13 protein-coding genes and 1 tRNA gene are annotated in these 13,200 nt (G+C 70.5%); 12 read left to right on the forward strand and 2 right to left on the reverse strand.

Annotated elements, in window-relative coordinates:
• Positions 1-215: 215 nt before the first annotated feature.
• From KZ829_RS23380 to KZ829_RS23395, 4 genes are all read left to right on the forward strand, one after another.
• On the forward strand, positions 216-2,459 hold the full coding sequence (locus KZ829_RS23380) for a transketolase C-terminal domain-containing protein (protein ID WP_220146054.1): 2,244 nt from the start codon (positions 216-218) through the stop codon (positions 2,457-2,459).
• A gap of 100 nt (positions 2,460-2,559) precedes the next feature.
• The gene (locus KZ829_RS23385; protein ID WP_183226119.1) at positions 2,560-2,991 is read left to right on the forward strand and encodes a DUF3052 domain-containing protein; all 432 of its coding nucleotides are present in this window, start codon (positions 2,560-2,562) and stop codon (positions 2,989-2,991) included.
• Positions 2,992-3,069: 78 nt separating this feature from the next.
• On the forward strand, positions 3,070-3,534 hold the full coding sequence (locus KZ829_RS23390; RefSeq protein WP_220146055.1) for a peroxiredoxin: 465 nt from the start codon (positions 3,070-3,072) through the stop codon (positions 3,532-3,534).
• Between the two features lie 42 nt (positions 3,535-3,576).
• Positions 3,577-3,651, forward strand: a tRNA-Val gene (locus tag KZ829_RS23395).
• Positions 3,652-3,657: 6 nt separating this feature from the next.
• On the opposite strand, the gene KZ829_RS23400 is transcribed toward KZ829_RS23395, so the two are convergent.
• Together KZ829_RS23400 and KZ829_RS23405 are read right to left on the reverse strand one after the other, a co-directional pair.
• A complete protein-coding gene (locus KZ829_RS23400; protein WP_220146056.1) occupies positions 3,658-4,182 on the reverse strand; it encodes a ribonuclease FAU-1 family protein in 525 nt (174 codons plus the stop codon).
• Between the two features lie 287 nt (positions 4,183-4,469).
• Positions 4,470-5,105 carry a bifunctional DNA primase/polymerase gene (locus tag KZ829_RS23405; protein WP_220146057.1) on the reverse strand — a complete coding sequence of 212 codons (636 nt, stop codon included), beginning with the start codon at positions 5,103-5,105 and terminating at the stop codon, positions 4,470-4,472.
• A 221-nt stretch (positions 5,106-5,326) separates the two neighbouring features.
• On the opposite strand from KZ829_RS23405, the gene KZ829_RS23410 reads away from it, so the two are divergent.
• The 8 genes from KZ829_RS23410 (at position 5,327) to mctP (ending at position 13,196) form a co-directional block, all read left to right on the forward strand.
• On the forward strand, positions 5,327-6,553 hold the full coding sequence (locus KZ829_RS23410; protein ID WP_188121608.1) for a helix-turn-helix domain-containing protein: 1,227 nt from the start codon (positions 5,327-5,329) through the stop codon (positions 6,551-6,553).
• Positions 6,554-6,569: 16 nt separating this feature from the next.
• The gene (locus tag KZ829_RS23415) at positions 6,570-7,148 is read left to right on the forward strand and encodes a flavoprotein (protein ID WP_220146058.1); all 579 of its coding nucleotides are present in this window, start codon (positions 6,570-6,572) and stop codon (positions 7,146-7,148) included.
• Between the two features lie 19 nt (positions 7,149-7,167).
• Positions 7,168-8,007 carry a Nif3-like dinuclear metal center hexameric protein gene (locus KZ829_RS23420; RefSeq protein ID WP_220146059.1) on the forward strand — a complete coding sequence of 280 codons (840 nt, stop codon included), beginning with the start codon at positions 7,168-7,170 and terminating at the stop codon, positions 8,005-8,007.
• Positions 8,004-8,738, forward strand: coding sequence for a zinc ribbon domain-containing protein (locus KZ829_RS23425; RefSeq protein ID WP_220146060.1), 735 nt, complete (start codon positions 8,004-8,006; stop codon positions 8,736-8,738). Before KZ829_RS23420 ends, KZ829_RS23425 begins: the two co-directional genes overlap by 4 nt.
• A gap of 5 nt (positions 8,739-8,743) precedes the next feature.
• The gene (locus KZ829_RS23430; RefSeq protein ID WP_246636156.1) at positions 8,744-9,835 is read left to right on the forward strand and encodes a bifunctional RNase H/acid phosphatase; all 1,092 of its coding nucleotides are present in this window, start codon (positions 8,744-8,746) and stop codon (positions 9,833-9,835) included.
• 80 nt (positions 9,836-9,915) lie between these two features.
• Entirely contained in the window at positions 9,916-11,202 is a 1,287-nt protein-coding gene (locus tag KZ829_RS23435) for a glycoside hydrolase family 18 protein (protein WP_220146061.1), read from the forward strand.
• A 129-nt stretch (positions 11,203-11,331) separates the two neighbouring features.
• Positions 11,332-11,553, forward strand: a complete 222-nt coding sequence (locus KZ829_RS23440; RefSeq protein WP_183226110.1) for a DUF3311 domain-containing protein — start codon at positions 11,332-11,334, stop codon at positions 11,551-11,553.
• On the forward strand, positions 11,550-13,196 hold the full coding sequence (gene mctP / locus KZ829_RS23445; protein ID WP_220146062.1) for a monocarboxylate uptake permease MctP: 1,647 nt from the start codon (positions 11,550-11,552) through the stop codon (positions 13,194-13,196). Before KZ829_RS23440 ends, mctP begins: the two co-directional genes overlap by 4 nt.
• The last annotated feature ends 4 nt before the right edge of the window (positions 13,197-13,200 follow it).

Genomic DNA, 13,200 nt, shown 5'->3' on the forward strand with positions numbered 1-13,200 from the left:
CGGCTGAGTGCGACTCAAGGTAGGTCCTGAAAGAGTCTCGAGATGTAGAGATCGAGCACCAGGAACACCGCCGCCGCGCAGAGCAGCCAGCCCACGCACCGGGCGACGGCCAGGGCGGCGGCCGACAAGATCATGTCACTGAGTACACCATCGGGTGACGCGATGTGTGCGTAGATCGAACTTTCTCGCAGTGGCACGGCTGGCGCGGGTCGGGAATGCTGAACTCCGTGACCACTCCGCAAAGCCTCGACGAGCGGTTCCGCGATGCGGTCTCGGCCCTTCGGCCACCGGAGTCCGGGCGTGCCCCCGGCGATCCGGTCCGCGACGGCAGCACCCTGACCGGCGCCCGTGCCCGGGACCTCTTCGACGCCCAGCTCACCAGCCGCCACCTCGACCTCGCCGCGCGCTGGCTGCGCAGCTTCAACGAGGGCTTCCACACCGGCGGGTCGGCCGGCCACGAGGGCAACGCCGCGGTCGCCGCGGCGCTGCGCGCCGACGATCCGGCCCTCCTGCACCATCGATCATCGGCCTTCTATTGCGTACGGGCGGCGAGCGCCGCCGGGGGAGGCGCCCCGGACGCGTCCCGGCGGCTCGAGGAAGCCGCCCGCGACATCCTGCGGGGTGTGGTCGCCTCGGTCCGCGACCCGATCACCGGCGGCCGCGACAAGATCTTCGGCAACCCGGCGCTGCACCTCGTCCCGGCGCTCTCGGCCGGCGGCGGCCACCTGCCCCGGGCGGCCGGCCTGGCGCACGCCCTCACCCGGCCCGGTGGCACCGCGCCGTGGCCGGCGGACGCCATCGTGGTGGCCTCCTTCGGCGACGGCGCGACGGCCCGCCCCGGCGCGTCGGCCGCCCTCGACACGGCCGGCCGGCTCGGGCACGCCGGGCAGCCGGCGCCGCTGCTGCTGATCTGCGAGGACGACGCCCCCGGCGGGGCCGGGCCGGACGGCTGGGTGGCCGGCGTGCTGCGCGGCCGACCAGGCCTGCGGTACTCGTTCGCCGACGGCTGCGACCTGGCGGCGGCGTACGACGCGGCGGCCGAGGCGGCCGAGTTCGTCCGCCGCGAGCGCCGCCCCGCCGTGCTGCACCTGGCCACCCTGCACCTGCTCGGCCTGCCCGGCGACCCCGATCCCGGCGACACCCTGGACCGCGACCCGCTGATCGGCACCGCCCGGCTGCTCGTCGAGGCCGGCCTGCTCGGCCCGGACGAGGTGATCACCCGGTACGACGAGGTCGGCTGGCAGGTCCGCAAGGCCGCCGAAGAGGTGCTCGGCGAACCGAAACTCGCCTCGATGGGGGAGATCGTCGCCTCCCTCGCGCCGCGCCGCCCACTGCGGGTCGCGCACGCCGTCTCCGAGGCGGCCGGGCACGCCCTCGGCCTCGGGGCGCCCACCCGCCTGCGGGCCTTCGGCGGCCGCCTCCCCGAGGACGCCGGGCCGATGACCCTGGCACAGACCATCGGCGCCACCCTCACCGACGCGCTGCTGGCCGGCCCCGGCACGCTGGTCTTCGGCCCCACGGTCACCCGCGGCGGACGGCACGGCGTCACCACCGGGCTGTCCGACTACGCCGCCGACCGGGTCTTCGACAGCCCGCCGGACGCCACCACGATCCTCGGGCTGGCCCTCGGCGCCGGGCTCGCCGGGCAACTGCCGGTGCCCGAGCTCGACTGCCTGGCCGCCCTGCACAGCGCCATGGAGCAGCTGCGGGCCGAGGCGGCCACCATGGCCTACCTGTCGGCCGGCGCCTACCGCAACCCGCTGGTGCTGCGCGTGCCCGGGCTCGCCCAGCCGTACGGGATCGGGGGTCACCTGGACAACGACAACGCGCTCGCCGCGCTCCGGGAGATCCCCGGTCTCGTGGTCGCGGCGCCCGCGCGGGCCGCCGACGCGGCGCCGATGCTGCGCTCCTGCATCGCCGCGGCGGAGGTCGACGGCAGCGTCTGCGTCTTCCTCGAGCCGGCCGCCCTCTACCAGACGAGGGACCTCTATCAACAAGGCGACAACGAGTGGCTGGCGCCCTATCCCGCCCCCGGCGGATGGGCCGAGGAGCACGTGCCGATCGGCCGCGCGCGGATCTACGGGCTGGGCGCCGCACAGGACCTGACCATCGTGACGTACGGCAACGGCGTCCGGATGTCGCTGCGGGTCGCCGCCCAACTGGCCGCCGACGGATACGGCTCCCGGGTGGTCGACCTCCGGTGGCTGAACCCGCTGCCCACGGCCGATCTGCTGCGTGAGGCCGCGGCCACCGGGCGGGTGCTCGTCGTCGACGAGACACGGCGCTCCGGAGGGGTCGGCGAGGGAGTGCTGGCGGCCCTGGTGGATGGGGCATTTGTCGGTTCCGTGCGCCGGGTGGCGGCCGCCGACGTGCCGGTTCCCCTGGGTCCCGCCGCCCAACAGGTCTTGGTAGGAGAGGATGCCATCACACAGGGTGCCCACGCCCTGCTGGCACGGTAAATTGCCACACACTCGGTGCGCCACTTGCGTACCGGCCCCGGAATGTGTGGACTACCCCCAGGTTCCGGAACAATTTTAGACGGCTAGGAGGATTTGGACAGTGAGCGCGACCGCGGGTCAGGCCGACGGCGTACGCAGCCTGGCGGACCGGTTCGGCTTCGAGCCGAACATGGTGGTCATGGAGATGGGTTACGACGAGGACGTCGATGAGGATCTCCGTGACGCCCTGACCGAACGCGTCGGAGAGCTGGTCGACGAGGACACCGACGAGGTGGTCGACGCGGTGCTGCTGTGGTACCGCGACGGCGACGACGACCTTTTCGAAATCTTGACCGACGCACTCGGCCCCCTCGCCGACAACGGCGTGGTGTGGCTGTTGACCCCGAAGGCCGGGCGTGACGGGCACGTCGAGCCGAGCGAGATCAGCGAGGCGGCCCCCACCGCGGGCCTCCAGCAGACCTCGACGGTGAACGCCGGCAAGGACTGGACAGGCGCGCGCCTGGTCTCCCCACGGGGTGCCAAGAAGAAGTAGCTCACTGCCCTCACCCCTCTCTGGTCGGCGCCCGGCGGGCGCCGACCATGCGGCGTTCGCCTGGTCTAGGCTGGGCGGATGCCGATCGAGCTGGGCGTGCCGGCGCCGGACTTCGTCCTCAAGGACCAGAACAACCAGGAGGTCCGCCTCAGCGACTTTCACGGTCGCAAGGCGGTCCTGCTGGTGTTCTACCCGCTGGCGTTCAGCCGCCGCTGCCACGGCGAGCTCACCGAGATCCAGGAGAACCTTCCGGCGTACGTGAACGACCACGTCCAGGTGCTGACGGTGAGCGTCGACTCGGTCTACGGCCACAAGGTCTGGGCCGAGCAGGAGCGCTTCGACTTCCCGCTGCTCGCCGACTTCTGGCCGCACGGCGAGGTGGCCCGCGCCTACGGCGTCTTCGACGACGAGCGCGGCTTCGCCAACCGCGGCACCTTCCTGGTCGACCCGGCGGGCCGGATCGCCTTCGCCGAGATGAACGGCCCCGGCGAGGCCCGCGACCAGGCCCCCTGGCGCGCCGCCCTCGCCACCCTGAGCCGCTGATCCCCGGCAGGGTAGGATGGCGACTCCGGCTTTCGCCGAGCCGGGCGCGTAGCTCAGTGGGAGAGCACTCGCCTTACAAGCGAGGGGTCGTAGGTTCGAAACCTACCGCGCCCACCAGTCGATTCACATCCGTGGGGGCGTTGCGCCCAGGCGGGTCATCCAGCTCAGGGCATGTGTGCCGAAGGGCTCGTCCGCTCCGGTCAGCGCGTCGCGTAGGTAGGTTGCCGCGGCGGTGGCCCCGGTGACCACCTCGGGTGGGTAACCGAGTTCCCGGCGGTGGGCCTCGAACTCGTCCTCGTCCTCGATCAGGACCCGGCCGTCGGGGCGGGAGCGGGTCACGTCGATGTCCAGGTCGACGACCGTGATGCGGCCGGGGGAGTGCTCGGCCGGGGTGGTCACGTCGCAGTAGACCTCCTGGGTGGAGGGCTCGGCCAGGAACATCGCCATCCACCAGCCGTCGTGCGGGATCAGGCGGACCGCGTCGTGGCGGGTGTGCTCGACCGGGCTGGCGCCGTAGCTGAAGCGGACCACGCTGCCCCTCGGGGTGCCGATCCACGTGCCGTGCTCGTCGTCGCCCAGCAGCAGGCCGGTGACGCTGCGGTGCGGGCGGCCGTCGTATTTGCGCAGCACCAGCTCGACCCTGTCCACGACGGCGAGACTATCCGCAACCGGGGCGCAACGGGGTGGGCGCTCAACCGGGGACGGACCGGACCGATCACTGTTGGTGTCCGCGGGGAACACCCGCGGTGGGCGGGTCCCGGCCGGTTTCCCCTTGGCAGCCAGGGCCCGCCCGGACGCACCAAAGGCCGTGATCATGGCCTACCGGGATCTCGCCATCTGAATTCATTCACGAGTCTCACCTTTTCGGGGGACGCGCGGAGCACCCTGGTTCGGGCTAGGGTTGTCGAGTGACATGTGTACCCGTGCAAAGAGCCTCAGGCGGCCCGGCGAGCGGTGGACAGCTGCCGGGGGATGTTCGGTTGTCCCGGCCGGCGAGCCGGGCCCAGCGCGATCACCAGTCGCTCCTGTACCCGGGCCGAGTCCGGCAGACGCCACTGTGACCGGCCGGGCGGCACTTCCCAGCGGACCGGTCCGTCGGCCGTCCGGCTGGGCGGCACCGGGATCCACGAGCCGGTGCCGTGGCGCACCACGTCGAGGCGCCGTTCCAGTTCGGGTCGCAGTGCGGTGCCCGGCTGGACGAGGAACATCCAGCTCCCGGCCGGGGTCACGGCGACCGGCCCGGCGTCCGGGCCGTGCCTGCCCAGCGACGCGGGCACCTCCAGGACGTCGAAGGCCGTTCCCGTGGTGAGGAGAACGGTGTAGGGGTGCCGCCGCCACCAGTCGGTGATCCGGGCCGGATCGTCGGTGGCAGAGGTGACCCAGGAGTCGATCGCCGGATGGCATCCGGTGATGGGACAACCCGGCCGTCCGCAGTCGAACCGGTTTCCGGTCAGGTACGAGCCGGGCATCACGGGCCACCCGTGTGCCGCATACCGCAGGGCGGCGCGGCGCAGGAGTGGCCGGTCGAGGATTGACGGTGGGACGAACGGCTGACGGCTGGTCCACTGCATAGCTCGATACCCCCGGGATCGGGCGGGAGTGCCGTTACCCGTCACGACAACCATCGTTGGGCTCGGCGGATCCACCCTTGCAACTTGCAGAAAAACTACGAGCATCGGTGAGCAGGCGATCACACACGCTGTGCGATCTGTGCACACGTGAGCGGTCCACACTGCGAGTGACACCGGATTGCTCGCCGGCGGAAAGACCGCCGGTTGAGTGGGGAGGCACCGTGGACGAGCTGCCGATCGGCCGTCGCGTCGCCTACTGGCGGGGCCGACGCAAAATGTCACAGCAGGTCTTCGCGGACCGGCTGGGTAAATCGAAGAGCTGGGTCGACAAGGTGGAACGCGGGGTTCGCCGGCTCGACAAGTTCTCAGTCGTGTACGACATCGCCGACGTGCTCCAGGTCGACGTCCAGCTGTTGCTGGGCAAAGAGGTGGAGCGCAAGCCGGAGACCCAGAACTGCATAGACCAGGTCGAGGTCGAGGAGATCCGCGCCGCTCTCGAGCGGTACGACCAGATGAGCGCGTTCTTCCAGGCGGTGCCGCACTCGCCGCCGCTCGCGGAGATGCGCAAGGCCGTCAGCCACGCCTGGCTGACCTATCAGCACGCCAAGTACGGGGTCCTGGCGCGCGCCCTGCCCAAGCTGCTCCGCGACGCCCAGGCGGCGGACAGCGCCCACGCCAACAGCGACGAGGCGTCGCACGCCGCGCACCTGCTCGGCCAGGTCTACCAGATCGCCTCGTCGGCGCTGCGCAAGGTCGGCGAGCACGAGCTGTCCTGGCTGGCCGCGGACCGTTCGATCGCGGTTTCCCAGCGGGCCGGTGACCAGTTGCTGGCCGGGCTGGCCAGCTACCGGGTCGGCAGCGCCCTGCTCGCGCTCGGCCGGGTCCGGCCGTCGCTCGAGGTCAACGTCAACATCGCCAACCGGCTGGCGCCCGGCCCGGAGCGGCCGCGTGCCGAGCAGCTCTCGGTCTACGGGATGCTGCTGCTCAACGGGGCCATGGCGGCCGCCCGGATCGGGGACAGCGCGACCGTCCGCGATCTGCTCTGCGGGGCCGACCAGGCGTCACTGGAGCTGGGTGGCGACTTCAACCACTACTGGACCAGCTTCGGGCCGACCAACGTGCAGCTGCACCGCTGCGCGACCGCGGTCGAACTCGGGGACGGGAAGCTGGCGGTGGAGACACACCTGGGCATGGACCAGAACGGGTTCCACGCCATGCTCCCGGAGCGGCGGGCACACCACTTCCTCGACATCGCGCGTGGTTACACGCAGATCGGCGATGTGGAGAAGGCGGGCGAGATGCTGCTGGAGGGCGACCGGCTCGCCCCTTCCGAGATCCGGTGCCGGCCACTCGCCCACGAAGTCCTTTCCGACGTGCTCCGGCGGACCCGGGGCACGCCCCCCGCTCCGATCGCGGAGCTGGCTGAACAGATGGGAGTCGGTGTATGAGGTGGGTCTGCGAGTGATGACGGGTAACCCCTCACCCGGTGTGCTGTACGTGCTGGTGTGCGGCTCACCGATGGCCCGGGACGTCGGGATCCTCGTCACCCTCGCCCAGAACGAGGGCTGGGACGTGTGCGTGATCACCTCGCCGGACGGCCGCAAGTTCGTCGACGTGGCGGCGCTGCAGGCGCAGACCGGACATCCGGTTCGATCCGCGTACAAGAGTCCCGGCGACCCGGACACGTTGCCGCAGGCGGACGCGATGATCGTCGCGCCCGCCACGGTCAACACGGTCAACAAGTGGGCCGCCGGGATCACCGACACGCTGGTGCTCGGCCTCCTCGTCGAGGCGTACGGCTACGGCGTCCCGATCGCCGTGGTGCCGTACACCAACAAGGTCATGGCGCTGCATCCGGCGTTGCACGAGAGCCTCGCGAAACTTCGCGACTGGGGGGTGCACGTCCTCTACGGGGAGGACGTGTGCCGTCTCGGCGGCCCCGGGCAGACCGACCGGTACCGGGGGCAGTTCCCCTGGCGGCGGGCCCTCCAGGCGGTCAGCAACCCGGTCGCCGCCCGAGTCGAGCCGGGGGCGGTCACCTAGCGGTATAGGCTCAGCCCTCGTGACCGACTCAACCGTCCGGACCGTGGTGGACGCCCTAGACACGCGATACCCGCGGAGCTGGGCGGAGTCCTGGGACCGGGTCGGGCTGGTGCTCGGCGAGTTCGACCACCCCGTCACCCGTGTCCTCTGCGTCGTCGACTGCGTGCCGGAGACCGTGGAGCAGGCCGTCGACCTCGGCGCCGACCTGATCGTGGCGCACCATCCGCTGTTCCTGAAGCCGGTGTCGTCGATCGCCCCGGACACGTTCAAGGGGCGCATCGTGCACCGGCTGATCCGTGCCGGTGTGGCGCTCTACACCGCGCACACCAACGCCGACGTGGCCAACCCCGGCGTCTCCGACGCGCTTGCCGCCCGTCTCGGCCTCACCGACCTGCGCCCGTTGGCGCCCGCCGAGGGCGCGGCCGCCGGCGAGGGGCGCGGTCTGGGCCGGATCGGCGTGCTGCCCGAGCCGCTCACACTGGCGGAGTTGACCCGGCTCGCGGCCGAGCGGCTGCCCGCCACCTCGGCCGGTGTGCGTTCCGCCGGTGACCCGGACCGGCCGATCCGTACGGTCGCCGTCTGCGGTGGCGCGGGCGACTCGTTCCTGCCGGACGCGACCCGGGCCGGCGTCGACGCGTACCTCTGCGCTGACCTGCGGCATCATCCGGTGAGCGAGCATCTCGCCGCCGGTGGCCCGGCGCTGCTGGACGTCGCGCACTGGGCGAGCGAGCGTCCCTGGCTCGACGACGTGGCGGCCTGGCTGCGCGAGGTCTTTCCCGTTGAAGTAGTGGTGTCGGACGTGGACACCGACCCCTGGACCGTCCATGCGAACCGCGATGATTTGGAGATCCGCCCGTGAAGGCCGCCCCGGAAGCCCAGCGCCGTCTGCTCGACCTGCAGGCCATCGACACCACCCTGGCCCAGCTCGCCCACCGGCGTAAGTCGCTGCCCGAGCTGGCCGAGATCGACGCGGTCGCGCGGGAGATCTCCGCGCTGGAGGACGAGCGGGTCCGCGCCCAGGTGGTCGTCGACGACCTGGACCGGGACATCGCCCGCCTGGAGAAGGACATCGACCAGGTCCGGCAGCGCAAGGACAAGGACCAGAAGCGGCTCGACGCGGGTGGTTCGCTGCGTGAGGTCGAGGGTCTCCAGCACGAGCTGGCCACGCTGAACCGGCGGCAGTCCGAGCTGGAGGACGCCGAGCTGGAGCTGATGGAGCAGAAGGAGACGGCGGAGGCCACCCTGGCCGAGGTGCAGGGCCGGCTGTCGGCCGCCGTCGGCCGGCGCACCGACGCCGAGCGCCGCCGCGACGAGGCGAACGGGGAGATCGCCAAGGAGCTGGAGTTCAAGACCCAGTCCCGGGGGCCGCTCGCCGCCGACCTGCCGTCCGACCTGGTCACCCTGTACGACAAGATCCGCACCGAGACCGGGATGGGCGCGGCCCTGGTGTACGCCGGGCGGTGTGGCGCCTGCCGGATCGAGCTGTACGGCGCCGACCTGAACCGGGTGAAGGCGGCCCCCAAGGACGACGTGGTCCGCTGTGAGGAGTGCCGCCGGATCATGGTGCGCACGTCGGAGTCTGGCCTGTGACCGGTCTGCGGGTGGTCATCGAGGCGGACGGTGGGTCGCGCGGCAATCCCGGCCCGGCCGGATACGGCGCGGTGGTCCGGGACGCCGCGACCGGTGAGGTCCTGGCCGAGCGGTACGACTCCCTCGGCGTCACCACCAACAACGTGGCGGAGTACTCGGGCCTGATCGCGGGTCTCGCGGCGGCCGCCGAGCTGAACGCCGAGCGGGTCGCCGTCAAGATGGACTCCAAGCTGGTCATCGAGCAGATGTCCGGCCGCTGGCAGATCAAGAACGCGGGTCTGCGCCCGCTCGCCGCCGAGGCCGCGGCACTGGTCGGCAAGTTCGCCGGGGTGACCTACGAGTGGATCCCGCGGGAGCGCAACAAGGCGGCCGACGAGCTGGCCAACCGGGCGATGGACGAGGCGGCCGGCGCTCCGGTGAGGCAGGCCCCGGTGAAGGCGGAGTCGCCCAAGTCGTGGGCGCCGCCGGCCAGCCTGGAGGACGCCACCCGGATCATCCTGGTCCGGCACGGCGCCACCCCGCTTACCGCGCAGGGCCGTTACTCGGGGCGCGGCGACGTGCCGCTCACCGATGAGGGCGAGGCGCAGGCGATGGCCGCGGCCGGGCGGGTGGCGGGCATTTCCCGCGACGTCGCGGCGGTGCTGTCGTCACCCCTTTCCCGGTGCATGCGTACGGCTGAGCTGATCGCGGCCGAGGCCGGTGGCGTGCCGGTGACCGTCATGGACGACCTGATCGAGTGCGACTTCGGCCAGTGGGAGGCGAAGACCTTCGCCGAGGTGCAGGAGCGGTGGCCGGACGAGGTGGCCGCGTGGCTGGCGTCGACGAGTGTGGCGCCGCCGGGCGGGGAGTCGTTCCAGGCGGTCGCGAAACGAGTGCGTGGTGCTCTTGCGTCGGTGCTCAGCGCGTACCCGGGAAAGGTCGTCGTTCTTGTCTCTCACGTGTCGCCGATCAAGTTGATCCTGAGGGACGCGCTGGCGGCGGGGGATGCCTTCCTGCACCGGTTGTTCCTGGACGCGGCGGGTGTGTCGACGATGGACGTGTGGCCGGACGGGAACATCGCGGTCAGATCGGTCAACGAGACAGCCCATCTTCGATGAGTAGATATTGACCCTCGCAGGGCGGACGTTTAGCTTCCTCGATTAGGAAACTTTCTTCAACGTTTCGCCCTGGAGGGCTCATGCGCGGTTTCACCCGCCGCCTCGTCGCCGGGGTGGCTGTAGCCTCGGCCGTCGTGGCCGCAGCACCCGCTCCCGCACAGGCACATTCGGACGACTCATATGCCAAGGTCGCGTACTTCACGCAGTGGGGTATCTACGGCCGTAACTTCCAGCTCGCCGACGTGCAGAGCTCCGGTGCGGCCGCCCGGCTGACCCACCTCAACTACGCGTTCGGCCCGGTCACCGCGGACGGCGTCTGCGCCTCCGCCGACCCGTGGGCCGACTGGCAGACGCCGTTCTCCGCGGAGAACAGTGTGGACGGTGTCGCCGACGTGGCGGGCCAGCCGTTCGCCGGTAACCTCAACCAGATCGCCGAGATCAAGGCGAAGAACCCGAAGCTCAAGGCGCTCATCTCGCTCGGCGGCTGGTCCGGCTCCAGGTACTTCTCCGACGCGGCCCTCACCGACGCCTCCCGGAAGAAGCTGGTCAGCTCCTGCCTCGACCTGTGGATCAAGGGCAACCTGACCGGCCTGCCCGAGGGTGTGGCGGCCGGCGTCTTCGACGGCGTCGACCTGGACTGGGAGTGGCCCGGCTCCGCCGGCGAGGTGGGCAACGTCATCCGGCCCGAGGACAAGCAGAACTTCACCCTGCTGGCCGCGGAGTTCCGGGCCCAGCTCGACCGGCTCGGTAAGGCGAACCGGAAGAAGTACCTGCTCACAGCGTTCGTTCCGGCGGCGCCCGCGAAGATCACGGCCGGCTTCGAGGTCAACAAGATCTTCAAGTACCTGGACTTCGCCACCGTGCAGGGCTACGACTTCCACGGCACCTGGGAGCCGGTCACCAACCAGCAGTCGGCGCTGCGCGTACCGGCCGGGGCGCCGGACAACCCGGACTTCTCGGCGGAGAACACGATCAACGCCTGGATCGCCGGTGGCGCACCGAAGCGCAAACTGGTGCTCGGCGTGCCCTACTACTCGCAGGGCTGGACCGGGGTCACCGGCACCGGCAACGGCCTGTACCAGCCGGCCGCCGGCCCGGCGCCGGGCGTCTTCGCCAACGGCACCGAGGACTGGAAGACGCTCAAGAAGCTGCCCGCGCAGGGCTTCACGGTGCACCGGGACCTGCGCAACGGTCACGCCTGGCTGTTCGACGGCACCACCTTCTGGACGTACGACGACCCGGCCGTGATGGTGCAGAAGGCGCTCTACATCCGGGTCAAGGGCCTGGGCGGCGCGATGATGTGGTCGCTCGACGGTGACGACGAGAACGCTTCGCTCACCAAGGCCATCTCGGCCGGTCTCCGCTAGCGGAACCGAGGCGGTGCGCCCCTTTCGGCGCACCGCCTCGCCCGTTCAGCGCATAGGGGATCGCCCGATCTTCCGATGTCTCGTTAGCGTGACGTAACGCACACGCAACGGAAGTGACAGAGGTGACCCATGGCTGAGCCGGAACGTCCCCGAACCGATAGAAGTCCCTGGAACTGGCTGCTCCTGGTGCCCATCGTGGTGCCGTTGCTGACCTTCCTCTACAACCACGACGAGCCGCGGCTCGCCGGATTCCCGCTCTTCTACTGGCTGCAGCTCGCCTTCATCCTGCTCGGCGTCGGCACCACGACCCTCGTCTACCAGATGACGAAGCGGAACCGGGGCCGGTCATGAGCGATCACATCACTGAGATCGTCATCTTCACGGTTCTGTTCCTGCTGGTCAGCGGGATGGGCTTCGTCGCCTCCCGGTGGCGGGCGCCGCAGGACATGGCCCACCTCGACGAGTGGGGGCTGGGTGGCCGCAGCTTCGGCGGCTGGATCACCTGGTTCCTGGTCGGTGGCGACCTCTACACGGCGTACACCTTCGTGGCGGTGCCCGCGCTGATGTTCGGCGCCGGAGCGGCCGGGTTCTTCGCGGTGCCCTACACCGTGATCATCTACCCGCTGTTCTTCCTCATTCTGATCCGGCTCTGGTCGGTGTCGCACCGGCACGGCTTCGTGACGCCGGCCGACTTCGTCCGCACCCGGTTCGACTCGCCGACGCTGGCCCTGGTGGTCGCGATCACCGGGATCATGGCGACGATGCCCTACATCGCCCTCCAGTTGATCGGCATCGAAGCGGTGCTCAAGACGATGGGCGTCACCGGCGAGAGCACTCTGGCCCGGCACCTGCCGATCATCATCGCGTTCGCGATCCTGGCCGCCTACACCTACCAGTCCGGACTGCGGGCGCCCGCGCTGATCGCCTTCGTCAAGGACACGCTGATCTACATCGTGATCCTGGTGGCGGTGCTGTGGCTGCCGTACAAGCTGGGCGGCTGGAACGCCATCTTCGACGCGGCCGACGCCAAGTTCCAGGCGTCACCGGCACCCAACGACGGCATCCTCCTGAACGCCAACAACCAGATGCAGTACATCACCCTGGCACTCGGGTCGGCGCTCGCGCTGTTCCTCTACCCGCACAGCATCACCGGTGTGCTGGCCAGCCGGAACCGGGGCGTGATCAAGCGCAACATGTCCGCGCTCCCGGCGTACAGCCTGCTGCTCGGCCTGATCGCGCTGCTCGGTTACATGGCCATCGCGGCCGGGGTCAAGCCGCTGCCCGGCGCCAAACCCGGCAGTGTGGACAGCAACACGGTCGTGCCGATCCTCTTCGACCAGCAGTTCCCGGCCTGGTTCACCGGCGTCGCGTTCGCCGCCATCGGCATCGGCGCGCTGGTCCCGGCCGCGATCATGTCGATCGCCGCGGCCAACCTGTTCACCCGCAACATCTACAAGGAATACCTGCGCAAGGACGCCACCCACGCGCAGGAGGCGAACGTCGCCAAGATCACCTCGCTGGTGGTGAAGATCGGGGCGGTGGCCTGCATCGTCTTCCTCGACCCGCAGTTCTCCATCGACCTCCAGCTCATCGGTGGCGTGATCATCCTCCAGACCGCGCCCGCCGTGGTCCTCGGCCTCTACACCCGATGGCTGCACCGGGGCGCACTCGTCGCGGGCTGGGCGGCCGGCATGGCACTCGGAGCCTGGATGCTCTGGCAGATCCCGAACGCGGCCACCGGGCGCAAGCACTTCGGCGGCTCGGCGTTCCCGCTGTCCGAATTCGGGTTCGACAGCACCAGGACGATCTACGTGGGCTTCGTGGCGGTGCTGGCCAACGCGCTGGTCGCGGTGCTCGTGACGCTCGCCCTGCGGGCCGCCAAGGTGGCCGAGGGCGTCGACGGCACCGCGCCCGACGACTACCTCGCCGACGAGGGCGACCCCCGCATCGAACGGGAACGCGCCGGCACTGTCGACAACATCTCGTCGACCTGACCCT

Origin of the sequence: Actinoplanes hulinensis (assembly GCF_019429605.1) — a bacterium.
Classification (GTDB): Bacteria; Actinomycetota; Actinomycetes; order Mycobacteriales; family Micromonosporaceae; genus Actinoplanes; species Actinoplanes campanulatus.